This is a genomic window from Winogradskyella sp. SM1960, assembly GCF_020179375.1.
GTDB lineage: Bacteria > Bacteroidota > Bacteroidia > Flavobacteriales > Flavobacteriaceae > Winogradskyella > Winogradskyella marina.
Genome location: NZ_JAICBG010000004.1, coordinates 369,398 through 396,089 on the forward strand (window position 1 = coordinate 369,398; position 26,692 = coordinate 396,089).

At 32.7% G+C, this 26,692-nt stretch carries 25 protein-coding genes; 15 read left to right on the forward strand and 10 right to left on the reverse strand.

Annotation, left to right across the window (positions count from 1 at the left end):
- Nucleotides 1–33 precede the first annotated feature (33 nt).
- Both K1X16_RS12320 and K1X16_RS12325 read left to right on the forward strand, forming a co-directional pair.
- On the forward strand, nucleotides 34–456 hold the full coding sequence (locus K1X16_RS12320) for a thiol-disulfide oxidoreductase DCC family protein (RefSeq protein ID WP_225036515.1): 423 nt from the start codon (nucleotides 34–36) through the stop codon (nucleotides 454–456).
- A 442-nt stretch (nucleotides 457–898) separates the two neighbouring features.
- Nucleotides 899–3,037: a DUF4139 domain-containing protein gene (locus K1X16_RS12325; RefSeq protein ID WP_225036517.1), complete on the forward strand. Its 2,139-nt coding sequence runs from the start codon at nucleotides 899–901 to the stop codon at nucleotides 3,035–3,037.
- Between the two features lie 222 nt (nucleotides 3,038–3,259).
- Here the strand turns inward: K1X16_RS12325 and K1X16_RS12330 are convergent, their stop codons facing one another.
- The 5 genes from K1X16_RS12330 to aroC form a co-directional block, all read right to left on the reverse strand.
- Nucleotides 3,260–3,595 (reverse strand): hypothetical protein, encoded by a 336-nt coding sequence (locus K1X16_RS12330; RefSeq protein WP_195871930.1) that lies wholly within the window; start codon nucleotides 3,593–3,595, stop codon nucleotides 3,260–3,262.
- Between the two features lie 3 nt (nucleotides 3,596–3,598).
- On the reverse strand, nucleotides 3,599–4,414 hold the full coding sequence (locus K1X16_RS12335) for a sulfurtransferase (protein ID WP_225036519.1): 816 nt from the start codon (nucleotides 4,412–4,414) through the stop codon (nucleotides 3,599–3,601).
- A gap of 19 nt (nucleotides 4,415–4,433) precedes the next feature.
- Nucleotides 4,434–5,879, reverse strand: a complete 1,446-nt coding sequence (locus K1X16_RS12340; protein WP_225036520.1) for a dicarboxylate/amino acid:cation symporter — start codon at nucleotides 5,877–5,879, stop codon at nucleotides 4,434–4,436.
- Between the two features lie 141 nt (nucleotides 5,880–6,020).
- The gene (locus K1X16_RS12345; protein ID WP_225036522.1) at nucleotides 6,021–6,281 is read right to left on the reverse strand and encodes a hypothetical protein; all 261 of its coding nucleotides are present in this window, start codon (nucleotides 6,279–6,281) and stop codon (nucleotides 6,021–6,023) included.
- Between the two features lie 12 nt (nucleotides 6,282–6,293).
- Nucleotides 6,294–7,358 carry a chorismate synthase gene (aroC, locus tag K1X16_RS12350; protein ID WP_225036524.1) on the reverse strand — a complete coding sequence of 355 codons (1,065 nt, stop codon included), beginning with the start codon at nucleotides 7,356–7,358 and terminating at the stop codon, nucleotides 6,294–6,296.
- Between the two features lie 232 nt (nucleotides 7,359–7,590).
- Here aroC and K1X16_RS12355 point away from each other — a divergent pair, with 232 nt between their 5' ends.
- The gene (locus K1X16_RS12355) at nucleotides 7,591–8,457 is read left to right on the forward strand and encodes a UDP-2,3-diacylglucosamine diphosphatase (protein ID WP_225036526.1); all 867 of its coding nucleotides are present in this window, start codon (nucleotides 7,591–7,593) and stop codon (nucleotides 8,455–8,457) included.
- 1 nt (nucleotide 8,458) lies between these two features.
- Here K1X16_RS12355 and K1X16_RS12360 read toward each other — a convergent pair whose 3' ends face one another.
- Nucleotides 8,459–11,386 carry an FAD-binding and (Fe-S)-binding domain-containing protein gene (locus K1X16_RS12360; protein WP_225036528.1) on the reverse strand — a complete coding sequence of 976 codons (2,928 nt, stop codon included), beginning with the start codon at nucleotides 11,384–11,386 and terminating at the stop codon, nucleotides 8,459–8,461.
- 140 nt (nucleotides 11,387–11,526) lie between these two features.
- Between K1X16_RS12360 and K1X16_RS12365 the strand changes: the two genes are divergently transcribed.
- Together K1X16_RS12365 and K1X16_RS12370 are read left to right on the forward strand one after the other, a co-directional pair.
- Nucleotides 11,527–12,009 carry a hypothetical protein gene (locus K1X16_RS12365; protein WP_225036530.1) on the forward strand — a complete coding sequence of 161 codons (483 nt, stop codon included), beginning with the start codon at nucleotides 11,527–11,529 and terminating at the stop codon, nucleotides 12,007–12,009.
- Nucleotides 12,010–12,079: 70 nt separating this feature from the next.
- A complete protein-coding gene (locus K1X16_RS12370) occupies nucleotides 12,080–13,801 on the forward strand; it encodes an FAD/NAD(P)-binding protein (RefSeq protein WP_225036531.1) in 1,722 nt (573 codons plus the stop codon).
- On the opposite strand, the gene K1X16_RS12375 is transcribed toward K1X16_RS12370, so the two are convergent.
- Together K1X16_RS12375 and K1X16_RS12380 are read right to left on the reverse strand one after the other, a co-directional pair.
- A complete protein-coding gene (locus tag K1X16_RS12375; protein WP_225036533.1) occupies nucleotides 13,794–14,567 on the reverse strand; it encodes a TIGR03915 family putative DNA repair protein in 774 nt (257 codons plus the stop codon). The two genes, K1X16_RS12370 and K1X16_RS12375, sit on opposite strands and share 8 nt — an antisense overlap.
- Nucleotides 14,568–15,830, reverse strand: coding sequence for a putative DNA modification/repair radical SAM protein (locus K1X16_RS12380; RefSeq protein WP_225036534.1), 1,263 nt, complete (start codon nucleotides 15,828–15,830; stop codon nucleotides 14,568–14,570). It lies immediately after the preceding gene.
- 169 nt (nucleotides 15,831–15,999) lie between these two features.
- On the opposite strand from K1X16_RS12380, the gene K1X16_RS12385 reads away from it, so the two are divergent.
- The gene (locus tag K1X16_RS12385; protein WP_225036535.1) at nucleotides 16,000–16,596 is read left to right on the forward strand and encodes a hypothetical protein; all 597 of its coding nucleotides are present in this window, start codon (nucleotides 16,000–16,002) and stop codon (nucleotides 16,594–16,596) included.
- 241 nt (nucleotides 16,597–16,837) lie between these two features.
- Here K1X16_RS12385 and K1X16_RS12390 read toward each other — a convergent pair whose 3' ends face one another.
- Nucleotides 16,838–18,364 carry a GH3 auxin-responsive promoter family protein gene (locus K1X16_RS12390; RefSeq protein ID WP_225036536.1) on the reverse strand — a complete coding sequence of 509 codons (1,527 nt, stop codon included), beginning with the start codon at nucleotides 18,362–18,364 and terminating at the stop codon, nucleotides 16,838–16,840.
- A gap of 562 nt (nucleotides 18,365–18,926) precedes the next feature.
- Here K1X16_RS12390 and K1X16_RS12395 point away from each other — a divergent pair.
- From K1X16_RS12395 to K1X16_RS12415, 5 genes are all read left to right on the forward strand, one after another.
- A complete protein-coding gene (locus tag K1X16_RS12395; protein ID WP_225036537.1) occupies nucleotides 18,927–19,436 on the forward strand; it encodes a DUF421 domain-containing protein in 510 nt (169 codons plus the stop codon).
- Between the two features lie 207 nt (nucleotides 19,437–19,643).
- Complete coding sequence (gene gcvT, locus K1X16_RS12400; protein ID WP_225036538.1) at nucleotides 19,644–20,726, forward strand: glycine cleavage system aminomethyltransferase GcvT; 1,083 nt, start codon at nucleotides 19,644–19,646, stop codon at nucleotides 20,724–20,726.
- Nucleotides 20,727–20,920: 194 nt separating this feature from the next.
- The gene (locus tag K1X16_RS12405) at nucleotides 20,921–21,763 is read left to right on the forward strand and encodes a sugar nucleotide-binding protein (RefSeq protein WP_225036544.1); all 843 of its coding nucleotides are present in this window, start codon (nucleotides 20,921–20,923) and stop codon (nucleotides 21,761–21,763) included.
- 83 nt (nucleotides 21,764–21,846) lie between these two features.
- Nucleotides 21,847–22,134 carry a 4a-hydroxytetrahydrobiopterin dehydratase gene (locus K1X16_RS12410; protein WP_195871944.1) on the forward strand — a complete coding sequence of 96 codons (288 nt, stop codon included), beginning with the start codon at nucleotides 21,847–21,849 and terminating at the stop codon, nucleotides 22,132–22,134.
- A 304-nt stretch (nucleotides 22,135–22,438) separates the two neighbouring features.
- Complete coding sequence (locus tag K1X16_RS12415; RefSeq protein ID WP_195871945.1) at nucleotides 22,439–23,185, forward strand: YebC/PmpR family DNA-binding transcriptional regulator; 747 nt, start codon at nucleotides 22,439–22,441, stop codon at nucleotides 23,183–23,185.
- An 85-nt stretch (nucleotides 23,186–23,270) separates the two neighbouring features.
- On the opposite strand, the gene K1X16_RS12420 is transcribed toward K1X16_RS12415, so the two are convergent.
- A complete protein-coding gene (locus K1X16_RS12420; RefSeq protein WP_410530011.1) occupies nucleotides 23,271–23,696 on the reverse strand; it encodes a hypothetical protein in 426 nt (141 codons plus the stop codon).
- 54 nt (nucleotides 23,697–23,750) lie between these two features.
- On the opposite strand from K1X16_RS12420, the gene xerA reads away from it, so the two are divergent.
- The 4 genes from xerA (at nucleotide 23,751) to K1X16_RS12440 (ending at nucleotide 26,491) form a co-directional block, all read left to right on the forward strand.
- Entirely contained in the window at nucleotides 23,751–24,878 is a 1,128-nt protein-coding gene (gene xerA / locus K1X16_RS12425) for a site-specific tyrosine recombinase/integron integrase (protein ID WP_225036547.1), read from the forward strand.
- Between the two features lie 118 nt (nucleotides 24,879–24,996).
- The gene (locus K1X16_RS12430; RefSeq protein WP_147865303.1) at nucleotides 24,997–25,233 is read left to right on the forward strand and encodes a hypothetical protein; all 237 of its coding nucleotides are present in this window, start codon (nucleotides 24,997–24,999) and stop codon (nucleotides 25,231–25,233) included.
- Nucleotides 25,234–25,235: 2 nt separating this feature from the next.
- Entirely contained in the window at nucleotides 25,236–25,550 is a 315-nt protein-coding gene (locus tag K1X16_RS12435; RefSeq protein WP_225036549.1) for a type II toxin-antitoxin system RelE/ParE family toxin, read from the forward strand.
- A gap of 152 nt (nucleotides 25,551–25,702) precedes the next feature.
- Nucleotides 25,703–26,491 carry a hypothetical protein gene (locus tag K1X16_RS12440; RefSeq protein WP_225036551.1) on the forward strand — a complete coding sequence of 263 codons (789 nt, stop codon included), beginning with the start codon at nucleotides 25,703–25,705 and terminating at the stop codon, nucleotides 26,489–26,491.
- Nucleotides 26,492–26,692: the final 201 nt, after the last annotated feature.

Below are 26,692 nucleotides of genomic sequence, written 5' to 3' on the forward strand. Positions count from 1 at the left end.
CGATTTAAAGTGTTACCAGATTGAATTTGTAAAATGATAGATGAAGTTCCAAAACATAAACAACTCATTCTCTTTGATGGAGTTTGCAACCTTTGCAACTCTAGTGTGTTGTTTGTGATAAAACGAGATAAAAAGGACAAATTCTTGTTTGCTCCATTACAAAGTGACATAGGAAAAACAGTCATTCAAAAATTTAATATCGATACTGAGAAAACAGATTCAATTTTACTTTATAATCCACAAAAAAATAAACTCACCTACAAATCTACAGCTGCATTATTAATAGCTAAACATTTAGGTTTTCCAACTAACGTATTATCTATTTTTATAATTGTACCTGCGTTTATTAGAAATTGGGTTTATAATTATATCGCTAAAAACCGTTACAAATGGTATGGTAAAAAAGAAGCTTGTATGATTCCTACTCCTGAATTAAAATCTAAATTTTTAGCATAAAAAAAGCCTTTCCATAACCAGTGAAAAGACTTTTTTAAATTAACAACTTACTTAAAACTAATTTTATTTAAACAAAAATTCTAGTTTCAATTTTTTATAATGAGGGAAAATAATTAATTGATTAATAGCACTTTATTTTGTTGATGCAAATATATAGACTTCCTTAAATTGTACATAGAAAATTCGATGTAAGAACTTATAAAATTGATTTAGGTATGAAAAATGCAAATTATATCTACCAATCGCACTTTGGTAATATATTTCTTACGTACTCAATTAATGACACACAAAGTATAGTTTAGTATTCAATTAAAGATATAAATTACGAGGCAACACTAAGTGAAGTCTAAGGTTTACTAGTCGTTTGTTGTGTTTCACTCATTGCAACTATTTAAAACGTCACTTCCATCATAGTTTTGGGTTACAACTAAACTCAAACACAATGACAACCCAACAAAACATTTTAAAAACAGCCTTAGTGTTTCTATTTTTAATCGGAACACAATGCATTTATGCTTTCCAGCAATCTAGCGACATCAATACAGTAACCGTTTATTTAGATGGTGCTGAAATTAACCGAGAATCTTCAGTAAAACTAAATGCTGGCAAGTCCGAAATTACATTCAATGGCTTATCACCGCATATTGAAGAAAGTAGTATTCAAATATCAGGTTTACAAGATGCATCTATCCTTTCTATTAATTATGGCATCAATTATTTATCAAAGCAAAAACAGAACGATTCCATTTCAACCTTACAAAATCAATTGGAAACTTTGGATGCTAAGATTCAACAACAGCACCATTTAATTGCTGGTTATAACGAAGAATTAAGTTTGATACAAAGCAATAAAAAATTGGGCAATGCAACTGAAGTTGTAAGTTTAGAAAAACTAAAATCGTTTGCTACGTATTATAGAACACGGATTACTGAATTAAAAACCTTAACAAATAGCTCTAATTATGAAATTGAAAAACATCGCACTACTAAAGCAGATATAAATAAGCAGTTAGCAGAATTAAATGTTGATGAAAAAGTGCAAACTGGTGAGATTAAGTTAAAACTGAATAGTGACATCGCAACCACATTAGATTTAAAACTAAAATACAACATAAAAAATGCAGGTTGGTTTCCTATTTACGATCTAAAAGCTGATAAAATTAATAGTCCGTTAAGTTTGGAATATAAAGCGCATGTCTTTCAAAATTCGGGTTGCGATTGGACAGATGTTAACTTAGTATTGTCTACAAGTGATCCTAACACTAATAACGAAAAACCCGATGTAAAACCTAAATATTTAAACTTTATAAGTGCTTACAGCAATTACCAATCGCAACGTGCTACCAGAAGCTATAATTATAAGTACAATCCTTTGGTGAAGCATGTTTCAGGTGTCGTAACATCATCTTCTGATGGTTTACCAATACCTGGAGTTAATGTAATTGAAAAAGGAACTTCCAATGGCATACAAACTGATTTTGACGGTCGCTATTCGATAAAAACGACAATTGGTAATAGTATTACATATTCTTATGTTGGTATGAAAACAGAAGAATTACCGATTCATTCTAGCATTATGAATGTGGTTTTAGATGAAGATATTAATCGACTAGATGAAGTTGTAACAGTTGGCTATGGAACAGCCTCTAAAGAACATCAATCATTGAGAGGTGAAGTGGCTGGTGTCAATGTTGTTCAAGGTAACGGACAACCTGGTACAAACTCAACTATTAAAATGAGAGGGTTTAGCTCACTAAGTGGTAGTATTCAACCTTTATATATTGTTGATGGAGCTCCGTATTCAGGAGATGTAAGTCAGCTTAATCCAGATAATATTTCAGATATATCAGTTCTTAAAGATGCTGCTACAACAAGTATGTACGGAAGTCGTGGAGCCAACGGCGTAGTCTTAATCACGTTAAAAGACGGCTCTGAAAGCAAAATAAACGATTTAGGAATTACGGTTGAAACTGGCATCACCAACACCAGATTCGAAATTAATAAAAAACACAGCATTCCATCTGATGGAGATATTTCAGTAATAGAAATTGACAAATTCAGTGTGCCTGCAACATACAATTATTTCGCTGCACCTATTTTAAACGAAAATGTATTCTTAACTGCTAAAATTGGAAATTGGGAACAGTACAATCTATTACCAGCAGAAGCAAATGTATATTTTGAAGGGAGTTATTCTGGCAAAACAAATATTAATCCTAGTGCAACAACAGATAGTTTAACAGTTTCGCTTGGAGTAGATCCGAATATTATTGTAAAACGCAAACAACTCAATGACTTTAAAAAGACCACATTTATTGGAAATAATAAAGTGATTCAAAAAGCTTTTGAAATAGAAATTAAAAACAACAAAAAATCTGATATTCAGTTAACTATATTAGATCGCATTCCGAAAAGTCAGCATAAAACAATTAAAATAGATGATATAGAAACCGGAAATTCCAACTACGATGAAGACAAAGGTATCTTAAAATGGACCCTAAATTTAAAATCGAGTGCCACTGCAAATGTTAAACATTCATACTCCGTAAAATTTCCGAAAGAGAAACGCGTTAACTTATAGTATTACATAGCCTCAAAACAAAGTAATTTCAATTAAACCCTAACTTCTGTTAGTTGGGAATGAGTTTAATTCTCATAAGAAGAATGTCTAACTTCTTATTGGTGTCAATAATTTTGAAAGAAATGTTATTTTCGTTTTGAGGCTTTTTTTAGTGCACCATTAGTAGTCGTTACCACCAACCATCAAATTCATAACGAAATTAAATGCATTGGAACAAAGTCGTTAAACCGTTTTAAATAAACGTTTTAGGTATAATAACATGTTTTGTTCTGTAATATCAAAATCACCATCAGCAAAGAAAATGGCTTTTATATCTTCAAGTAACAGGTCGATATCATCTTTATCGTAGTTATGCTGTTCTAAGCTTGTCATAATCTTTTTAAGGCCTTGATAATCGTTATCAAGCTTAAATTCCTCATGAATATCTTTAAAGGTTTCTACATCTACTTTAGAAATAATTAAGTTGCGTTCTGCAACCGATTCTTTAAAATCTGCATTTGCAGCAAAAAGTAAAATGTAAGCGACGAGTTCGTCTTTTGTCCAATCTATTGTTTTCATTATTTAATCAGTTAAGCTACCGTATTCTGTCCATGAACCATCATAGACAACTAAATTTTTATAGTTACACAATGTTGCCGCTAAAGCTAAGATACATGCTGTTATACCAGAGCCGCAACTAAAAACCAAAGTCTTATTTTCTCTTACTAATATATTAAAGATTTTTGAAATATCGTTAACGGATTTAAATGTGTTTCCATTAAAGAGATCGGTGTAAGGTAGGTTTTTTGAATTCGGAATAGTGCCGCGTCGTAATCCTGCTCTTGGCTCGTCTACCAAACAGTTAAAACGTGGTGCTGAGCGTGCATCTACAATTAGTGCGTTGTTGTCTGTAGTAAATAGGTTCACACCTTCAAAATTCACCATTAATTCTGAATTATAATTTACCTCAATGTTACCTTTTGAATAATTTTCATGAATATAATTTTCAACCTTATAGGTCTTTGCTTTCCATTCTGGCAAACCACCATCTAATACAGCGACATTATCAAAGCCAAAAACTTTAAACAACCACCAAGCTCTCGCACAAGAATAAACACCCTTATCATCGTAAACGACAACACAAGAATCCTTGTTAATGCCTAGATTTTGAGCTTCAGATTGAAATTGTTCTTTTGAAGGTAAGGTACTTGGAAATGGTGCAGAAATATCACTAAACTTTTGTTTAATATCGAAAAATCTAGCATTCGGAATTCTCTCAGAATCTGTATCAATGACTTTATTTATAGTTGCATCTAAGACTATTAAATTAGACGCATTTTTATTGGAGTTGAGCCAGTCAACAGAAACTAAAGGAGTATTAAGTTGCAAGGTTTTCATTATGTAAACGCTAATGTAATCATGAATCTAAATCAAACGTTTGAGTTGGGTTTTCGTGTTCTTTATAATCTAACATATCTTCACCATCTGCTATGATTGAACAAACAGTAGCATCACCCGTAACATTTACAACGGTTCTAAACATGTCTAATATACGGTCTACCGGAAAAATAATGGCTATCCACGCAGGATTTAATCCAACAGAACTCAATACAATAATTAACATTACTAAGCCTGCACTTGGTATAGCTGCAGAGCCAATAGATGCTAAGGTTGCGGTTAAAACGACGGTAACTTGCTGTCCTAAAGTTAAATCTATCATATGCATTTGTGCTAAAAATATAACAGCAACAGCCTGATACATACTTGTTCCGTCCATATTAACAGTGGCTCCTATTGGAAGTACAAAACTACTTACTTTTTTATCGACACCTAAGTTCTCTTCAACACATTCCATAGTTACAGGAAGTGTAGCGGCACTACTAGAAGTAGAAAATGCTAAAGTTTGCGCAGGACTCATAGATTTAAAAAAGCCTGTATAAGGTATTTTTCGCACAAATAGTTTTAAGATGATCGGATAGATTACAAATATCATTAATAACAATCCTGCTAAAACTGTTATGGAATACCAGCTTAATCCTTTAAATATTTCTAAGACTTTTCCTATATCGTCTCCAGCCATTTTACTTACAACTCCAGCTAATAGCGCAAATACAAAAAACGGAGCACCTTGCATTACAAAATCTACCATTTTAAGAAAGACCTCATTAATTCCATTCACCAAATTTAAAACGGGTTGCGAGGAACTTGTTGGGATAAACAACAAACAAACTCCAAAGAAAATAGCGAAAAATATAATTTGAAGCATCAATCCATTATCAGATAACGAATGGAAAAAATTACTAGGAACAATATCTATTAAAGGTTGTAGAGGCGTGGTTTCTTTACGGTCGTTAACGGTTTCCATTTTATCGGCAACAGCAGCTTCTTTTAATTCACTTTTAGATAATTCTGAAATCTCTTGAGCGCGTTCAAAAAAATCTGGATCTTGAAGGTAATTGATACCATCCTTTATGTCATGACCTTCGCTATCTGCCCAAATTTCGTAACTAATACGATTGTCAATTCGGCTTTGTTCGTCTATAAGTTTCCCAGGTTTAACCACATTTACTAACAATAACCCTAAGGAAATGGCCATAATTGTAGTGAGTAAATAAATACCCAAAGTCTTTCCGCCCATACGACCTAAACTCTTTGGATCTCCAATATTAGCAACTCCACTGATGATAGAAAATAACACTAACGGAACGGCAATTAATTTTAATAAATTAATAAAAATAGTTCCAAACGGATCAATCCAATCTATAGTAAATTGACTCCAACCCATGGTGCTTGAAACTAATGCCCAAATGATTCCGAGAACCATTCCAATAATAATTTTCCAGTGTAATGCTAGTTTTTTCATATTTATTTCCTGCAAAAGCAGGAATCTTTTTAATTAAACTTAATTATGTCTTGAACTCTTTATAGACTTCTAAAGTTATGAAAACCTTTGAGGTCTTGATTATTTTACTACGAGAATCCTGCTTTCGCAAGATTCTCATAATTAATATTTATTTACTAAAACAATAATTCCCAGTATCAGATTAATATAAAACAAGATACCAAAGAATTTAGCTTCATTTGCCTGTTTTCTCTTCTTTTCAAATCCAAATTTTTCAAACCTTTTTTCTTCAAGGTCATTAAAGGACTTTGTTGGAAATAATTGATTTCTACTCTTAATTGGAAAAAGAAAAAATGTAAGCCACTCCTCTATCGTTAAAGACTTATGCTTTCTTTTTGCTTTATTTTCCTGTTCTAGATTCAAGCCATAAAACAGTTAAAATCTACTAACTCTGTCCAACAAAACATAATCCGCCAAAACCAAAGCAGCCATGGCTTCAACTATTGGTACAGCTCTTGGAACCACACAAGGATCGTGTCTGCCTTTGCCCTGCATCTCTACAATTTCGCCAGAACTATTTAAAGCATTTTGTTTTTGAATGACTGTTGCTACAGGTTTAAAAGCCACTCTAAAATAAATATCCATACCATTAGAAATACCGCCTTGTATGCCTCCAGACAAATTACTTTGGGTAGTACCATCTTCATTAAATAGATCATTGTGCTCACTACCTTTCATTTTTGCTCCACAAAACCCACTTCCATATTCAAATCCTTTTACGGCGTTTATAGATAACATGGCTTTTCCTAATTCTGCATGCAATTTATCAAAAACAGGCTCTCCTAAACCAACAGGTACATTCTGAATCACACAAGTTATAGTGCCTCCAATAGTATCACCTTGCTTTTTTATCGCTTCAACTTTAGCAATCATTTTTTCAGCTGTGGCTTCATCAGGACAACGAATAACATTAGATTCAATCTTATTAAAATCTAAATCTTGATATGGTTTATCAATAAATATATCGCCAACCGAAGAGGTAAACGCGTTTATTTTAATTTGACTCAGCATTTGCTTGGCAATGGCTCCAGCAACAACTCTAGATGCGGTTTCACGTGCAGAACTACGTCCTCCTCCTCTATAATCTCTTATACCATATTTTTTATCATAGGTGTAATCTGCATGGCTTGGACGATATACATCTTTTATATGCGAATAGTCTTTAGATTTTTGATTGGTGTTATGAATTACAAAACCAATTGGTGTTCCTGTCGTAAAACCTTCGAATACACCCGAATAGAATTCTACAGTATCTGGTTCTTTACGTTGTGTAACTATTTTAGATTGTCCTGGTTTTCTTCGATCTAGATCTTGCTGAATGGCTTCTAGATCGAGTTTTAATCCTGATGGACAACCATCTATAACGCCTCCAATTGCTTTACCGTGTGATTCACCGTAAGTTGTAAGTTTGAATAATTTTCCGAAGGAATTTCCTGCCATTGCCATTTATTTTACGCTAATGTAATTGTTATATTATAAAAACGAAAATACCATACCGTTTTTCCTAAAATTACTATTGTATATAGTTTTTAAAACCTTCATAATCTTCAACATAAAAACATTTAATATTCAGGTAATATTCTAATAACATTTTGCTCATACATAGTTAATTATGTCATAACCTGTTTCTTAAATATATTGAAGTTCTTTGTAATAATAGATTCCTTTCGTAGTGAAAATAAAACGAAAAATAGAAATTGCGGTCATTTCAGATGTACATCTTGGTACTTATGGTTGCCATGCTAGGCATTTATTAACGTATCTGAATAGTATTGAGCCTAAAAAATTGATTTTGAATGGCGATATTGTGGATATTTGGCAATTTAAAAAACGGTATTTTCCTAAATCGCATCTTAGTGTGATTAAGAAAATAATGGACTTTGCAGCCAATGGTACTGAAGTTATTTACATCACCGGAAACCATGATGAAATGCTGCGAAAGTTTACAGATACCGAAATTGGAAATGTGTCCATTGTCAATAAACTAGTTTTAGATTTAGATGGTAAAAGAGCATGGTTTTTCCATGGTGATGTTTTTGATATTTCCATTCAAAATGCAAAATGGTTAGCTAAACTTGGGGGTTGGGGTTACGATTTCCTTATTCTCATTAATCAATTAACGAACTGGATTTTAGACAAAATGGGAAAAGAGCGCTATTCGTTATCCAAAAAAATAAAAAATAGCGTAAAAGGTGCTGTAAAATATATCAATGATTTTGAAAATGTAGCTACCGATTTAGCAATAGAAAATGGTTATGATTATGTAGTTTGTGGTCATATTCATCAACCTAAAATGCTCAAAAAAGAAAACAAACACGGTAAAACAACCTATTTAAATTCTGGTGATTGGGTAGAAAACTTCACGGCATTGGAATATCAGTTTAAACGTTGGAAAATATACAATTACAACGAGGATAAAATGTCTGCTTTTTACGCTGATGAAGAATTAAAAGATATGGAATTGCAAGATTTAATCGCTGCAATTACTATTGTTGATCGTCCTAAATCTGACAAAAAGAAAAAGAAGTCTAAAGACTAACCTATAACAAAGCGTCCTTTAGTATCGAAATAGGATGTCTGGCCACACGACCAGTTCCGTCTTTAATCTGATGTCTGCAGCTGGTGCCGTTAGCTGAAATTACAGTGTTTTGAGAAGCTTTTCTAATAGAAGGAAATAAGGTTTGTTCGCCTATTTGCATACTGACCTCATAATGTTCTTTTTCGTAACCAAAACTGCCTGCCATGCCGCAGCAACCACTCGGAATAATAGTAACCTTGTAATTTTCTGGTAAGTTTAAAACATCAAAACTCGATTTCTGATTCGATAATGCCTTTTGATGACAGTGTCCATGAAACTTAATGGTTTTGTTCTCTTTTGTGAATTGTTCTGGTTTTATATGTCCCAGTGCAATTTCTTGTTGAATAAATTCTTCTATTAAAAAGCTGTGTTTAGCGATTGATTGAGCACCTTCTTTATCGTCAGCTAGTCTTATATATTCATCTTTAAATGTTAAAATAGCCGATGGTTCAATGCCAATAAGAACGGTGTTTTCTGAAATTAGATTTTTAAATTTTGCAACATTAGTATTCGCCATTTTTTTGGCATCTTCAAGCAATCCTTTTGAGAGCATTGCACGACCAGATTCAGCATGAGAAACACAAGTTACTTTGTAATTTAAATGATTTAAAAGTGTGATGGCATCCGCTCCAATTTCAGCATCAAGATGATTTGTAAATTCATCAATAAACAAAATCACTTCTTTTACATATCCACCATCAACTGTATTGCTGTTAACTGTTTGTGATATTTTACTTAAACTTTTAGTTGACAACAAAGGCAAACTCCTTTCTTTCGCAATTCCACCAACAGATTTTATAATAGACCCCGTAAACCTATTAGAAAACATAAAATTAGTTAATGCCGGAACACGACTCGCAAACCCATTAATCCTATTGTTGTAAGCAAACAATTTTGTTCTAAAAGACACGCCGTTTTCTTTCTGATATTGGTACTGAAATTCAGCTTTTAAACTAGCGACATCTACACTACTTGGACATTCACTTGCGCACGCTTTACAACTCAGACATAAATCGAAAACCTCTTTAAGTTCTTTATGATCAAACTTGTTTTCTTTTTCAGAATTGGTTAAAAATTCTCGAAGCGTATTAGCACGTCCTCGTGTGGTATCTTTTTCGTTTTTAGTTGCTCTATAACTCGGACACATGACACCTCCAAATTCGGGTAATTTTCTACAATCACCAGAACCATTACATTTTTCGGCTTCACGTAAAATACCATCAGAACGCGAAAAATCTAATAATGTTTCTATTTCTGGTTCTTTTCGATCAACTTCATAACGAAGGTTTTTATCCATGGGATAAGCATCTACTATTTTTCCAGGATTGAAAATGGTATGAGGATCAAAAGCCGATTTAATTCGTTTTAAAATTTCATAATTAGCATCACCAATCATCAACGGTATAAACTCTGATCGCACAATACCATCACCATGTTCACCAGACATTGAACCTTTGTACTTCTTTACTAATTTGGCTACATCTGTCGTAATTTTACGGAATAGCGCAACATCTTCAGTTTGTTTTAAGTCTAATATTGGCCTTAGGTGCAACTCACCTGCTCCAGCATGTGCATAATATACCGCACTTTGGTTATAGGATGCCATTAAGGCTGTAAATTCTGAAATGTAATGATCTAAATCTTCTAAGGCAACTGCAGTGTCTTCAATACAAGCAACGGCTTTTTTGTCACCAATTAGATTTCCTAAAAGCCCTAAGCCTGCTTTTCGTAATTCAACAGCGTTATTTATGGTATCTCCTTTTAAAACCGGATTTGCATAGCTCAGGTTTAAGGTCTCTACTGTTTTTAAAAAACGATCAATTAAGGTTTCAAGTTCTTGAGAACTATCCGCTTTAAGTTCACACATTAAAATAGCCATTGGATTACCTTCAATAAAAGCTCTATTTTCTTGTTGTGTTTTGTTGTGCTTTGTAAGGTTTAATATGGAATTATCCATCATTTCACAGGTATGCAAATTGTGTTGCATAACGTGTGATACAGATTTTAAACAGGTTTCAATACTATCAAAATGCAGAGCTATCATTGCACTGTCTGTAGGTGGTAAATCATCTAACTGTAAGGTGATTTCGGTTGTAAAGGCTAAGGTTCCTTCGCTTCCGGCTAACAATTGACACATGTTAAAATGTGAAGTTGAAGTTGAAAGAACATCAGATTTAATTAATTCATCAATAGCATAACCTGTGTTTCTACGATGTATATCTGGTTTCGGGAACGCTTCTTTTATCTGGTTTTGAACACGTTCTGACTTTAATTCATTGTAAATAGTGTTATAAATAGTACCTTCAAGTGTATCTAATTTTAATTTATCTTGAAATTCATCGCGTGTTACACTCGAAAACTCAGCCTCACTTCCATCGCTTAAAATGGTTTTTAGTTTTAAAACCTTATCGCGTGTAACTCCATATTGAATTGATGTGGTTCCAGATGAATTATTACCAACCATACCACCAATCATGCAACGGTTAGACGTCGATGTGTTTGGTCCAAAAAACAAGCCAAAAGGTTTTAGGTAATTATTTAATTCGTCTCTAACAACACCTGGCTGAACGGTTACCGTTTTTTCAGATTCGTTAATGTTTAAAATTTGAGTGAAATATTTTGAAACATCAACGACAATACCTTCTCCTACGCACTGACCAGCTAATGAGGTTCCTGCTGTTCTTGGAATTAAAGACGTTTGATTGTTTTTTGCAAAATCAATTAGTAATTTAATATCCTTATTACTTTTTGGTAACGCAACGGCTAAGGGTAATTTTCTATATACTGAAGCATCTGTAGCATAGAGTTTGCGCATTAAATCACTAAAAAACAGCTCACCTGCTAATTTAGAGTTAAGTGTTTTAAGATCCTCAGTGTTGATATTAGGCATTAGCGTTAACAATGGATTGATATGGATTATAATTTTGTCATAAAATTATGACAAATCTTTTTATTATGATTTAAATTTGCTCAATGATTAATGGCAACTTATAAGTTGTTAAAACTAACAATTAAAAAATCAATATTATTATGAAGAAATTATTTTTATTAAGTGTTTTTGCTATCGGATTTGTAAGCTTTTCTAGCGCACAAGAGATTGCAGAAAATGCGCTTGGATTGAGATTAGGTGATAGTGATGGCTTTGGTACAGAAGTGACATATCAACGTGCACTTGGTGACAACAATAGATTAGAAGTAGATTTAGGTTGGAGAAGTGGAAATAATTACGATGGTTTTAAACTCGCCGGATTGTACCAATGGGTATGGAATATAGATGGAGGTTTTAACTGGTATGCAGGTGCTGGTGGTGGATTAGGAACCTACAGCTATGATAATAACAATGGAGATGATTTTAACGATACTTTTGTTTTTGTAGCAGGTGATGTTGGTATTGAATACAACTTCGATATTCCGCTATTGTTATCTTTAGATTTTAGACCAGAACTTGGTTTTGGCGATTTTAATGATGATTTAGATTTTGATATCGCTTTAGGAATTAGATACCAATTTTAAAAAAAAGTTCTAAATTATATCTTTAAAGCCACCTTTTACGAGGTGGTTTTTTTGGTTAATTTTAAACCGTATGAAACAACTTGCAATCATAGGAATGGGACCACGAGGTCTATACGCATTAGAGAACCTTCTCATTGAACTGAGTAAGACAGATACACCTATTGATATCCATGTTTATGATGCTAATAGCAGCCCAGGAACCGGAAATGTTTGGGACCAAACGCAACCCGATTCTAATTGGATTAATATTACAGAACGTGCCTTAATTGGTATTAAAAAGCGACCTAAAATCACCTATGGTGATATTACCATTGAAGCCTTTCCGTCTTATCATGATTGGTGTCAGTTTTCTCAAAACAAAAAGGAACCTGATGCTTTTCCTGCAAGAAATAAATTAGGGAACTATCTTAACGAGCGCTACAAATCATTAGAAATTGCTTTAACGACATTAGAGTCTTTCAAATTTAGGAATGCTGAAGTTCAAAATATTAATTTAAAAAATCAGAAACTTCACATTGATACCGCGAACCACTCTTGGCAATGTGATGATTTACTTTTAACTATAGGACATCAACCCACAGCACTTTCTGACCAAATGAAAGAATGGCAATCATTTGCTGACTCCTTTAAATCATTATCGCTTTTTGAAGATGCTTACCCAATGACTCAGTTTAAATCTATAAAAAATCAATCAACTATTAACATAGGAATTAGAGGTTTTGGATTGGCTATGATTGATGTAATGCGTTATCTTACCATCAATAATTTTGGGAATTTTAAAGTAATAAAGCAAGATACTTTTGAAACTATTTATTATAAAGTAAAAGAACAACAGGTAAAACTAGTCCCTTTTTCTTTGGATGGCTTACCATTGGTTCCAAAACCTTTAAATGAAAGTATAGATTTATGGTACAAACCTACTGCAGAAGAATTAGATTGTTTTAAATCTGAGATTGAAGCCGTTTCTCAACAATCAATAGCAACGGATTCCATTGATTTTTTAACGGATCCTATTACGAATATCACAGCGCGCATTTTTTTAGATTTAAAAGATAAAGGGCTTTCACATTCGTTAAGCAAAGCAGAATTAAAGACACTTATTTTAAACTGGTTGAATGCTGAAAATTTTAGTCATCCGTTGATTCAAGATTCTAGTATTTCAACATATAATCTCATTCAGAATTATATTGATATGGCTTTAGGAGCTATTCCGGTATCATTAGATTTTTGCATAGGACAAGTTTGGCGTCATTGCCAGCCAACCTTATACGAAGCGTTTTCGCATGCTAAAGTGAATGATGACATAATTGAGCAAGTGATTGCGTTAGACGAACGCAGTAAGCGGTATTCTTACGGTCCTCCAATTAAAAGTATGCAACAGCTTTTAGCTCTAGTTGATGCTGATGTTTTATCGCTAGACTTTGTTGACGATCCAGAAATAGAATTGACAGCTGAGGGTTGGAACTTCACAAATGCTGACAAAGAATCTATAACGTGTTCTACTATGATAAATAGTGTTTTAGATGCTCCACAACTGCTTGAAGTTACGTCACCGCTTATTAAAAATCTACTTCAAAATGATTTAATACAACCCATTCATTCAAAGCTTGGTATTGAGACAACTGCTGATGGTTATGTCATAACTCCAGATGATAAAAATGATGTATCTATTGCTGTTCTAGGCCGTTTGGCTAAAGGTAGCGTAATTGGTGTGGATGCTATTTTAGAATGTTTTGGACCACGAATTGAAGATTGGGCAAAAGCTTATGTTAGCCAACTAAAATCTAATTAGGTTGTTTTTCGCTTAAATATTTCCAATAGCGTTTGGGCACATGTCTTATATGAAGTGTCATGTTTTTACGAGATTCAATATTAGTAGCTTTAAAATAATCTTGCCATAGTTTTTGAAATTCGAATTCTTGTTCTGCAAAAAAGGCATCATCGGTTTTTGTAAAGTCAAAATTCTCAGGAAAATCCATATTTATAAGTTCTACCTTATTTAAATCATAGAATAGTCCATAATCACGCTTTATATCATAAATCACCCATTTCTGATCGGCATAACGTCTTTTAAAATGTTTTTCTATTAAAGGCAAAACATTAAAATCGGGTTCAATACTTGCGAAATAAATAGCATCTTTAGTGAGTCTAAATCGCACAAAAGCTTCCATCCGATGTTTTTCGCGTCCTACAGATTTTGCAATTTGTGCAATTTTTAAAATAGATGGATGTGAATAATCTTTATCTACCTTCTTTTGTTGCGTAAACACATATTGTATATAATCTAAAAGTAAGTCCTCTACTCCTATGGCTTCACTTAAAAAAGCATAATACAACTGGTAACGCCCATTAGAAGATAATTTTGATTTGATGCCGCTCCAAACACGATTAGCTTTAAGTTCATCTGTATGAATGGTCTCATTTTCTAGAAATAAACGGTGTTGAACTGTAAATTCATTTTGAATCGTTACCATTTTCAATTTGTGTTCAAACGCATAGAAAACAGCAGATAAAAAACCATCAAAAGATCCGTCATATATGAGGTTTTTGGCTTGCATTTATCCAAATAAACTTAATTGATTACTCAATATTTTCTGATATTTACTTGTTGAATTCTGAAGGATTAAACCTTTAATCTTTTCTGGTGATAAATCTCGTTTTTCAAACTGATTGCTATCGCACACCATAAAGTATTGTGCTCTATTTAACGCGACGCCTATTTTTTTAAGGTGCTCCCAATTCAATTTCCTAAAACGTCTAGCGTTTATAATTTTATAAACTGATTTCATTCCTAAACCAGGAATTCTAGCCAACATACGTTGGTCTGCGGTATTCACATCTACAGGAAATTCATGGAGATTCCGTAATGCCCAACTTAATTTGGGATCCACATCTAAATCTAAATTCTGATGTTGTTCGTTTAAAATTTCACTGACATCAAAGCCATAAAAACGCATTAACCAATCGGTTTGATACAATCTGTTTTCTCGAAGCATGGGCACAGCGCTTCCTATTTGTGGTAAACGATTGTCATAACTTATAGGCACATAACCTGAATAATAGACGCGCTTTAAATTATAATTGTTGTAAAAATGATTTGAGGTTTGCATAATCTGAAAATCACTCTCTCCACTTGCTCCTATAATCATTTGCGTACTTTGGCCGGCTGGTGCAAATTTAGGAGTGCTTTTTATAATTTTCTTTTCGGCTTTATATTGAATGATTTCATTTTTCACCTTCACCATAGGTTTAATAAAATCTTCACGTTTTTTATCTGGTGCTAATTTTTTGAGTCCGGCTTCAGTCGGAATTTCAATATTAACACTTAATCGATCTGCGTAGAGTCCGGCTTCACGCATTAATTCATCTGATGCTCCTGGAATAGATTTTAAATGAATATAACCATTGAAGTTTTCTTCTTGTCGTAATTTTTTAGCGACAGCCACTAAGCGTTCCATGGTATAATCGGCACTTTTAAAAATACCAGAACTCAGAAAAAGTCCTTCAATATAATTTCTACGGTAAAAATTAATGGTTAAATCCACCACTTCCTGCACTTTAAAAGCGGCACGTTTTACATCATTGCTTTTTCGAGTAACGCAATACGCACAATCGAAAATGCAATGGTTAGTGAGTAATATTTTTAGTAGCGACACACAGCGACCATCTTCGGTGTAGGAATGACAAATTCCCATGCCAGTAGCATCTCCTAAGCCTTTGTTGCTATTGGCACGCTTGCTTCCGCTAGACGAACACGATACATCATACTTTGCGGCATCTGCTAATATTTTTAATTTTTCTTGGGTACGTTCAAAAGACAACTTAGTTCCTCCTTGTTTTAATTTTCGAATGACAAAAATACTACATATAATAGCTGCTAGTTGCTACTGTTTGTAGTAATTTAAAATTTTAACATGAATATTTAAATGGGTCAATATTTTTAGGTATTCCCTTAAACGGTTCTAGATGTAACGCTTAAATTTCGATAGTATGAAAAGATTCATAATCATATTACTAACACTACTAATTGAAAACATGAGTGCACAGCACATTATACCAGAAGACATAAGAGAGAACGTAGAAACAGCATTGCAATACTATCCACAATTAGATAATACAAATCTTGAATTTCGGTTTAAGAAAAACATTAAAAAATCGACTATGCAAGCAAGACCAAGGTTTGGTAGTTTTTTTAAAAGCCGAAAAAATCGAACCTACGTGATTCTTATTAGCGAAAAATTTAAAATTGCAGACAAGGAGTTTTTAACACGACATATTCCTGATGCTATTTTTATTGGTTGGATTGGTCATGAACTTGGTCATATTATGGACTATCAAAATCGTAATAAACTGAATTTAATATGGTTTGGTATAAAATACCTCTTATCTGACAACCATATAGTTGAAGCCGAACGTGCTGCAGATTCGTTTGCAGTGGCACATGGTATGGAACGTTATATTTTAAAAACTAAAGATTTTATTTTGAATCATGCAGATATTACGCAAAGCTATAAAGATAGAATTATAAAGTATTATTTATCACCAGAAGAAATAATGCATTTGGTGGAAGAACGGGATGCTGATTAGAGTTGTGAGATATGAGATGTGAGATGTGAGATAATAATACAATTGAACGTGATAAAAAATAGTATTTATGGATATAAATTTACACCTCTAATTCGCTTCATTTAGTAGTTTTAAATCAAAAAGGTATTTTGTTTTGCTCACTAATCTTTCAGGCGAACGATACTATTTCAATTGGTTTATAGAAACACCCCTAAAGTCCCCTCGAGGGGACAATGCTATATAAGAATAATTAAATAATGATTTACGATCCATTAATAAAAGCTTCCCAATCGGCAAATTTGTCTTCACTCATAACACGTTCCATTTTTACTTGACCACCTTTTTTCTTGTTGCGTTCGTTCCAATCGTAAAAACGTTTTGGCGAAATTACGTTGACCTTTACGCCATGTAAAGCTTTACTTCTAGCGACTTTATAATTTTTATTCGCGTTTTTCAAACTCGCATCTAAAGCGTCTGCTATGTTTTGTTCGTCGACACCTGTAAGTTCTGAACCTAAATACCAATAATGATAAAACTCATCGTCGTCACCACGTTTGGCACAAATGGTATATTCAGAAAATGTAGTATTAAACTGCTCTTCTAAGTCTCGTATGGCAGCATCCATTTTATTAACCGATAATTGAGATCCAACTGTATTTAGAAAAAATTTAGTACGACCTGTAATCTTAATTTCGGCACGTTTAATATCTGTAAACTCAATGGTATCACCTATTAAATAGCGCCAAGCACCACTTACAGTACTAATAATTAACACATAATCTTGGTCTAATTCTATTTGGTCTATGGTTAAGGCAGGAGCTTCATTTTTTAAAGATCCATCTTCATTAATGTATTCGGGTTTAAAAGGTACAAATTCAAAATAAATACCATTATCAGAATTGAGTTGCATGGCATCGGTTTCTGGTCTTATTTGTGTAGCTATGTAACCTTCGGATGCCAAATACGTATCAATAACCGTTACAGGTTTACCTAACAACGCTTTAAAACTTTTTTCATAAGGTCCAAATGCCACACCACCAGACGTATATACTTGTAGATTTGGCCAAATGTCGTGTATGTTATTAAGATTATGGTGTTCTATTACTTTTTGAAGCATTAATTCTATCCAAGATGGAATACCACTCAAGGCACCAATATCCCAATCTTTTGCACATTCGGCAATACGTTGTACACGCTCATCCCAATCTTCAATTTGTGAAATTTCAATACCTGGTTTGTAATAACTACGAAACCAATTAGGAATATTACTAGCCGAAATACCACTAATTTCACCTTCCAAATGATCTTCTTTTTCATCTAAATTAGTAGAACTGCCTAACATCATAATTTCTTTTTCAAAAAAATCTGCTGGCAGATCAAAATTCTTTAATGAGAACACCTGTTTAATTCCTGCTTCTCTTATGGCATCAATCATAGCGTTGGTTACCGGAATCCGTTTACTAGTTTTTCCTGTGGTACCAGAACTTATGGCAAAGTATGACGGATTTCCAGGCCATGTTACATCTGTTTCATCCTCATGAAGTTTGTGCCACCAGTCTTCATTGATTTTATTATAATCGAAATAAGGAATGCTATCTGCAAACGATTTTTGAATTGTTGAAGATTTTAAAAGTGCTTCAAACTGATAATGTTTTCCAAATTGAGTGTCTTTAGCCTTTTCAAGTAAAGTTTTTAAAACTTGCTCTTGCGCTTCAGCATGATTTGTTTCGGAAGAAAACGTATCCTTTAACTCTATTACTCCTTTAATTATATTTCCTAGTATGGCCATGTTTTATGTTTTGTGATTGCTCATTTCTGTTACCAAATATTATGCTGCTATTTGTTCACAACGTTCGGCGCATGTCTTACACGATTCAGCACATTTTTTACAATGGTCGTGATTATGTTCACCACAGTGGTCTGCACAATATTTGCAGATTTCCGCACATAATAAAGCATATTGCTTTACATATGGACTATCTGAAGTTATCATCTTAATCAGCACATCGCAAGCGTCTATACATTGAATACAGCATTTTGGGCAATCATTTTTACTGGCTTTACCTGCCATTTCGGTCAGGCAAATTCGGCAATCGATGATGCATTGTTGACAAGCTTTAAGTATGTCGTTATATTTAGATTTCATGATATAAAAAGTTTTAAATGATATCTGCTAATTTCAGATAAACATTTCAAATTGATTGTTGCTTTTACATAAAGGATTGATGCATTTGAAAACTAAAGCAGATTTTAAGAGGTTTATATTTTCAAACTGGTTAATTAAAATCTTGTATGGGTTAATTTCTTAAGCGTAATACATTCATATTTAAGGGAACAAAATCCTGTGTATTATGAATGAATGGTTTAAATTTTCAGCTGACGGTCTTTTTGCAATAGTATTGACAGCTATTGGAATTTATCTTGCTTTGATTCTCTTAACGCGAATAAGTGGTAAACGAAGTTTTTCAAAAATGTCTAGTTTCGATTTTGCAATGACAGTGGCTATCGGTTCTATTTTGGCAACAGTTATAATTTCAAAATCTGTTTCGCTTCAACATGGCATCACAGGCTTAGTTATAATTTATGCTATACAAATGCTGGTTGCTGAAGCTAGAAAATGGCAATTTATGAGACGTATCATAGATAACAAGCCAACTTTACTGATGCAAAACGGTAAAATTATTGAAGGTCGTCTAGAAAAATGTAAGGTTACAGAGTCGGATTTAAAGGCAAAGTTGCGAGAGGCAAACGTTATTCAATTATCTGAAGTTAAAGCGGTGGTTTTTGAATCTACTGGAGATATTTCCGTTTTACATGGTTCGGATGATAAGGGTATAGACGAATGGCTTATTGATTTTTAATAATTTCTATCTCTAACTTCTTCAATATTGACGACTTAAAAGACTGTAAACTGCAAGACGTCTTTACGATATCATTAATTATTTAAATTAAACATTTTTCAAGCTTAAAATTGAAAAGTTATTTCAACTGTTAGACACAAAAAAATATGTAATTTTGTACATTGACATAACGTTTAATATAAATTTTATCGCAATTACGGGAACACTATGAAAGATACAGCTTTATCCTCTACACACGAAGCACTTGGTGCAAAAATGGTACCTTTTGCAGGCTATAATATGCCTGTGCAATATGAAGGTGTAAATATTGAACACGAAACGGTTAGAAAAGCTGTTGGTGTCTTTGATGTTTCGCATATGGGAGAATTTTTAATTGAAGGTCCTAATGCGTTGGATTTAATTCAAAAAGTGTCTAGTAACGATGCCTCTAAATTAGTCGTTGGAAAAGCACAGTACAGCTGTTTACCAAATGATGATGGTGGTGTTGTAGACGATTTAATTATTTACAAAATCAAAGACGAGACTTACTTGTTAGTAGTTAACGCAAGTAATATTGAAAAGGATTGGAACTGGATTGCCTCTAAAAACGATGTTGGTGCAGAGATGCGCGATTTAAGTGAAGACTATTCTTTATTAGCCATTCAAGGTCCTAAAGCCATTGAAGCGATGCAGTCTTTAACTAGTCATGATTTATCTGCTATTAAGTTTTACAACTTTGTAGTTGGTGATTTTGCAGGTATAGAACATGCTATAATTTCGGCAACTGGTTATACTGGAAGTGGTGGATTTGAGATTTATTGTAAGAATTCTGAAGTGAAACAAATTTGGGATAAGGTGTTTGAAGCTGGAGCTGAATTTGGTATTAAACCAATTGGTTTAGCAGCAAGAGACACGTTGCGTTTAGAAATGGGATATTGTTTATATGGCAATGATATAGACGACACCACTTCGCCAATTGAAGCTGGATTAGGTTGGGTTTGTAAATTCAATAAAGCGTTTACCAATAGCGAAGCTTTACAAGCCGAAAAAGAACGCACACCAGAAAATAAGTTAGTTGCTTTTAAGCTTGATGAACGTGGTATTCCACGTCAAGGTTACGACATTGTTGATGGTAATGGAAAAACTATTGGTAAGGTGACATCTGGTACAATGAGTCCGAGTTTAGGCTACGGCATTGGTATGGGTTATGTACCAAAAGTATTCTCTAAAGTCGATAGTAAAATATTTATTCAGGTGCGTAAAAAAGCGATTCCTGCAACCGTTGTTAAACCTCCTTTTTATAAAGGGTAATCTTAGATATTAGACCGCTTCGCTTTTAGAATAATGAACTAAATATTTAACTCCAACAAACTGATAAACAGCTTTTTTTTTATAAAAAGTAAGGTGTTGTTTAAAAATTCTTAACGTTTTCTATTTTCAGAAGGTATGTATGACATTAGACCATTTTTTTTCGGATACTAATAATTTATAATGTAGTTTGATTAATGAAGCAGGTTGAGAAAGACGAATCACAAAAACATCGTATACTTATACTTGGAGCAAGTGGTTATATTGGCAATGCTATTTATAAAGAGTTAGGGCCTTATTTTAGAACCTTCGGAACCTATAGAACGCCAAATAAAGACTACGATAACAATCATCAATTTTTTCAGTATAACGTAGAAGAAGATGATGTTTATGAGATTTTAGAAGCTTGTAAACCATCGATAATTATTTCTGCACTTCGTGGTGATTTTAACGCACAATTTATTGCGCATCAGCATATTGAAGAATATGTTATAGCGACTAATTGTAAAATTATATTTCTATCTTCTGCCAATGTTTTTGACTCGTATAGTAAGTTTCCAAGTTACGAGTTAGATAAAACGTTAAGCCATAGTATTTATGGTCATTTTAAAATAAAAATTGAAAATTCACTTTTGCGATTAGCAAAACAGCAAGTAGCCATTCTCAGGGTTCCAATGGTTTTTGGTTTAAATTCACCTCGGATTTTAGAAATGAAGGAGGCCATTTTAGAAACTAATGCTGTTGAAGTATTTCCGAATTTAATAATGAATGTAACCTTAGATAAAAAATTAACACAGCAAATTCATTATATAATCAATAGAAATAAATATGGTGTTTTTCATTTGGGAAGTACAGATTTAGTACATCATGATGAATTTGTAAAAGATGTTTTATCACAAATAACAGAGAAAAAAGTGGTTATTAAACAGGTGTTTACCTCTAATGAAGATCGGTATTTGGCCGTCCTTCCGAAGTTTAATAAATTACCAAAACACCTTCAGGTTACCAGTGAAATGGTTCTGAATGCACTTTCTAAATAAGTTGTTAAAGAGTTAATTGGCTTTTCGACCTACTTCAAGCTTAAATTTATTAATTTTAAGCTCAACCTCTTAAAATGATATACATGAAATTAGACGATGCCACTATAGAAAAGAATTTGTTACATTTTCCTGATTGGGATTACTACGATAATGCGATTCATGCAGAATTTGAATTCGATAATTTTAAAGATTGCTTTAGTGCCATGAGCAGAATTGCTTTTGAATGTGAAGCGCAGCAGCATCATCCGAACTGGAGCAATACTTATAATGTTTTAAAAATTTCGCTATCTACACATGATGTGGATGGAGTCACTGAAAAAGATTTTAAATTAGCAGATGCTATTGAAGCTATTGTGGAGGTGGAAGAATGATGGAGTATTTGGTGTGAAGTGTAAAGTGTGAAGTGTGAAGTGTGAAGTGTGAAGTAAAAAGTACAAAGTATCTTGTATATCCTTAATTAAAATTTACCGTTTTAGGTGTTAATAGCATTGTTATAGACTAATTTCAATTCAAAAAACTAAAATGGCTTAAAACTTTGTGCCAACACTACTCTATTATTGCGATTATATTATAATTTGCTTCAATCTTACTTTTACACTTTCAATATTTTATTAAATTTGCTTTCACCTAATTTTAGGGTCTTTAATTATTTAATAATTTATAACTTTTTTTACTATGGGAAGAGCTTTCGAATTTAGAAAAGCAAGGAAAATGAAACGTTGGTCTGCAATGAGCAAAGCCTTTACACGTATTGGTAAAGATATTGTAATTGCTGTAAAAGAAGGTGGTCCGGATCCTGATAGTAATTCGCGTTTACGGGCAGTGATTCAAAATGCCAAGTCTGTAAATATGCCTAAAGATAATGTGGAACGTGCTATTAAGCGTGCTTCAGACAAAAGTCAGGGCGATTATAAAGAAGTACTTTTTGAAGGTTACGCACAACATGGCATTGCAGTACTTATAGAAACGGCGACAGACAATAATACACGAACGGTTGCCAATGTGCGTTCTTACTTTAATAAAACAGACGGAAGTTTAGGAACATCAGGTTCGGTTGTTTTTATGTTTGACCATACGTGTAATTTTAAAATTGAAGACAAGGATTTTGATCTTGAAGAATTAGAATTAGAGTTGATTGATTTTGGTGTTGAAGAAATTTTTGAAGATACTGACGAAGATGAAGACGGAAGTGAACAAAAATACATTATGATTTATGCGCCTTTTGAAAGTTTTGGTAGCATTCAATCGTATTTAGAGGAAAATGATATCGAGATTATTTCATCTGGATTTGAACGCATTCCGCAAGTGACAAAAAAGATCACAGCCGAACAAGCAGAAGATGTAGAGAAGTTATTAGAAAAGCTTGAAGAGGATGATGATGTACAAAACGTGTATCATACTATGGAGGAAAGTACTGAATAGTATGTGATTTCTATGCTTCGATAAATTATAACAAACAATTTTTATAAGTTCTTAAAGGTTGTTTGTTTTTTTGTTTTATGAATTCTCATGAATTCATATATGCTTGCCACGTGATAAGGACATATTTATCTAAATTTTTTTCTTTAATTTTAAGAAACCCATATTCGTAAACAAATAGGTAAACATCCCCTTTTTTATTTTTCCAATAATGGGTGAAAAAATTTGAATTAAAGCCTTCTTGGGTTAAAAGATTTGCCCTCACAGTTACTTTTCCGCCTTTATTATACTTCTTTAATATTTTACGATTGAGTTTTAGTTGGTTGTCCACTTTATTATAAAATCGCTTAGGCTGTTCTTTGGATTTCTTATATTGATAAGCACTCTTACATGAAGGGTCGCAATATTTTTTATCACTTCTACCTATTAATTCTTTTTTGCAAAACAAGCATCCCTTTATTAATCTCATCGTATTAATTAAATTACCCGTAGAATATACGAATATTATTCGCATAACACACATTTAAGGTTTTAATATTGAGTAATTTGATAAAAAAAATAACTCCTCATGAAACTACAAAAAAGTATTACGTTGAAACATCTATTAATAGATGGTAAGAAGTGTATTGGTCTTCAATTTAACTCTAATAAAATCATAGAATCACTTATTAAAACATTACCAAATCTCGCTTGGAATAAAGAGGTTCAGTTATACTATTTACCTAATAATAAACGTAACTTAGATTTGATTTTTAAAGCTTTTTATGGTGTTGCATGGATAAACGGTAACTATTTTTTTAAAGATAAAATCATCAATGAAAATAACCCAGAATTAAATCTTGAACGCTATAGAAAACGGGCTCCTAAAGCCGGATTTAAACCTTGTCCTGAAGCGTATTTACTAAAACTAGAACTTAAACGATACTCTAATAACACGGTTAAGAACTATGTGTGTAGTTTTGAGTCTTTTATAAACTATTACTATAACGAGGATCCAATTACACTAAACGAAGTAGATATTAGAAAATATTTACAAAAGCTTATTCAGGATGGTAAATCCAATTCTTATATTAATCTTACAATTAACAGCATTAAGTTTTTTTATGAGGTTGTACATGAAATGCCAAATCGATTCTATTCCATTGAGCGGCCACGTAAAGAAAAGCAACTTCCAGAGGTATTATCAAAGGAAGAAATTGTACAAATTATAAACCACACAAACAATCTCAAGCACCGATGTATCGTAGGTCTGCTCTACTCTGCTGGATTAAGAAGGAGTGAATTATTAAACCTTGCCATAACAGATATTGATAGTAAACGCATGGTTATTAAAGTGAACAACGCCAAGGGAAATAAAGATCGTATTACTGTACTGAGTCCAGTAATCTTAAAAGATTTAAAGGAGTATTATAAAGCCTACAGACCAAAAGAATATTTATTTGAAGGTATTAGAGGCGGAAAATATAGTGCAACTAGTGTATTAAGTATTGTATCTAACGCTGCAAAAAAAGCAGGTATAGTAAAGAAAGTTTCTCCCCATATGTTAAGACATAGTTTTGCTACTCATTTGTTGGAAAACGGTACTGACCTTAGACATATTCAGCTTTTATTAGGTCATAATTCTACCAAAACTACCGAAATCTATACTCACGTTGCTAATAAATCATTTATGGAAATAAAAGATTTATTATCTTAGCGACATAACCGATATATAATCAATAACCTATATTCGGTTGTTGGCAGTAATACAGGAAAATCGTTTTTCAAATAAACATTTAGTAAAAAAATTGTATTTTTGATTAAATACGCAAATTATGGACTTACAAACTCGAAAACTCAATTTAATAACTTATCTAGCCCAAATTAAGGACGAGATATTATTTGACAAATTGGAAAATTATATCCTAAAAAGAGAAATTGAACATAACCCTGAATTAAAACCATTTACTGTCGAGGAATTAGTTAATCGAATTGAAAAATCTGAATTGGATTTCAAAAATGGGAATGTAAAAAGCCAAGAAGATTTAGAGAGAATATCAGCAAATTGGTAACAATGAAAATAGTTTGGACTGATTTCGCTATAAGAAATTTAAAAGATATTTTTGATTATTATTCTATTGAAGTAAATAAAAAACTTGCTCATAAAATCAGAAAGCAAATACTTAAATCCTCGAAACAATTAATAAAAAATCCGAATTCTGGTCAAGTAGAACCTAATTTGACAATTCTAAATAAAAATCACCGATACCTAATAAGTGGACATTATAAACTTATTTACAGAATTGTAGATAATGAAATTATAATTAATGATGTCTTTGACACACGACAAAATCCGACTAAAATGAATGATGAAAATCGGATTGAATAATAAAGTACTACTGCCAACACCGTGTATAATTAATTGCTAGGTTTTAGCTTACTTACGAAAATACTCACGTATTTTCTATTCGGTTTTTATTTGCTAACTTATTCGCTAAACCACGCAACTAATCATACACAAAAACGTTAGCTACAATTTGAATGAACATACGAACTACTTTCATAATACTTCTTACTTTAGTCTATTTTGAATCTTTTTCTCAAAGTATTTTTTCTGCTTTACGTCACGACGATGCTATCGATTTAAGAACAGATTCTAAAGTAAAGGAGCTTACTAAAACAACGATTTTCTACAACAAAAGCGGAACTGAAACCAAAAAGGATATTATAGTTGTAAATCAGCAAAACAAAATAACATCGGAATTGAGATATGGCGAAAACGGAAAATTAGAAACACGTCTTTCTCGGACTTTCGACTCTACTGGAATTAGAAGTTTACAAAGAAAAATAGAACGTTGGCATCCTGTTATTGGATATAGCTCTGAAATAGCAACTTACGAATATGATGAAAATGGTTTTATGATTAAAATAACTGACCGAAATCAAAATAAACAAATTATTAGAGAGACATTCCTAAAGAACAATGAAAAAGGACATCCAATCGAATTAAAGTTAAATACGGGAAATTCTAACTCTTATGGAATTGAAGTTGCGGAATATGACTATTCGAATAATATGGCATTCACAAAGGTTCTTGACGAAAACGGAAAAATACTTTCTGAAAGCAAACATAAAATTGACTTTTCAATTAAAGATTTAGATAATTCAGAATATGACGAAAATGGAAATTTAATTAAATCTAAAAATTACGAATACGAATATAAGTACGACAAGAAACTGAATTGGAAAAAGAAAACCATTTACAAAATCGAAAATGGTAAGCGAAAAAAATATCAAGTCTTGACAAGGAAAATCAAATACGAAAAATAAAAACTGTAGCTAACACCGTATATAAAAAATTGCTATATTGTGCTTAATCAAAGGTCGTTGCACGTTTGTTACGTCTGATTTTCCTTCGGAAAATCCTCGCACGCAAACACGCAACTTTCCATATACAAACACGTTGTAAGTAATTTGAGAAAAACGCTAATCATATTGATATCATTGAGTTTTGGACTTTCATCTTGCGAG

Coding starts and splice junctions, on each gene's coding strand:
- K1X16_RS12320 (WP_225036515.1), top strand. CDS start 34: ATGATAGATGAAGTTCCAAAACATAAACAACTCATTCTCTTTGATGGA.
- K1X16_RS12325 (WP_225036517.1), top strand. CDS start 899: ATGACAACCCAACAAAACATTTTAAAAACAGCCTTAGTGTTTCTATTT.
- K1X16_RS12330 (WP_195871930.1), bottom strand. CDS start 3,595: ATGAAAACAATAGATTGGACAAAAGACGAACTCGTCGCTTACATTTTA.
- K1X16_RS12335 (WP_225036519.1), bottom strand. CDS start 4,414: ATGAAAACCTTGCAACTTAATACTCCTTTAGTTTCTGTTGACTGGCTC.
- K1X16_RS12340 (WP_225036520.1), bottom strand. CDS start 5,879: ATGAAAAAACTAGCATTACACTGGAAAATTATTATTGGAATGGTTCTC.
- aroC (WP_225036524.1), bottom strand. CDS start 7,358: ATGGCAGGAAATTCCTTCGGAAAATTATTCAAACTTACAACTTACGGT.
- K1X16_RS12360 (WP_225036528.1), bottom strand. CDS start 11,386: ATGCCTAATATCAACACTGAGGATCTTAAAACACTTAACTCTAAATTA.
- K1X16_RS12365 (WP_225036530.1), top strand. CDS start 11,527: ATGAAGAAATTATTTTTATTAAGTGTTTTTGCTATCGGATTTGTAAGC.
- K1X16_RS12370 (WP_225036531.1), top strand. CDS start 12,080: ATGAAACAACTTGCAATCATAGGAATGGGACCACGAGGTCTATACGCA.
- K1X16_RS12375 (WP_225036533.1), bottom strand. CDS start 14,567: ATGCAAGCCAAAAACCTCATATATGACGGATCTTTTGATGGTTTTTTA.
- K1X16_RS12385 (WP_225036535.1), top strand. CDS start 16,000: ATGAAAAGATTCATAATCATATTACTAACACTACTAATTGAAAACATG.
- K1X16_RS12390 (WP_225036536.1), bottom strand. CDS start 18,364: ATGGCCATACTAGGAAATATAATTAAAGGAGTAATAGAGTTAAAGGAT.
- K1X16_RS12395 (WP_225036537.1), top strand. CDS start 18,927: ATGAATGAATGGTTTAAATTTTCAGCTGACGGTCTTTTTGCAATAGTA.
- gcvT (WP_225036538.1), top strand. CDS start 19,644: ATGAAAGATACAGCTTTATCCTCTACACACGAAGCACTTGGTGCAAAA.
- K1X16_RS12405 (WP_225036544.1), top strand. CDS start 20,921: ATGAAGCAGGTTGAGAAAGACGAATCACAAAAACATCGTATACTTATA.
- K1X16_RS12410 (WP_195871944.1), top strand. CDS start 21,847: ATGAAATTAGACGATGCCACTATAGAAAAGAATTTGTTACATTTTCCT.
- K1X16_RS12415 (WP_195871945.1), top strand. CDS start 22,439: ATGGGAAGAGCTTTCGAATTTAGAAAAGCAAGGAAAATGAAACGTTGG.
- K1X16_RS12420 (WP_410530011.1), bottom strand. CDS start 23,696: ATGCGAATAATATTCGTATATTCTACGGGTAATTTAATTAATACGATG.
- xerA (WP_225036547.1), top strand. CDS start 23,751: ATGAAACTACAAAAAAGTATTACGTTGAAACATCTATTAATAGATGGT.
- K1X16_RS12430 (WP_147865303.1), top strand. CDS start 24,997: ATGGACTTACAAACTCGAAAACTCAATTTAATAACTTATCTAGCCCAA.
- K1X16_RS12435 (WP_225036549.1), top strand. CDS start 25,236: ATGAAAATAGTTTGGACTGATTTCGCTATAAGAAATTTAAAAGATATT.
- K1X16_RS12440 (WP_225036551.1), top strand. CDS start 25,703: ATGAACATACGAACTACTTTCATAATACTTCTTACTTTAGTCTATTTT.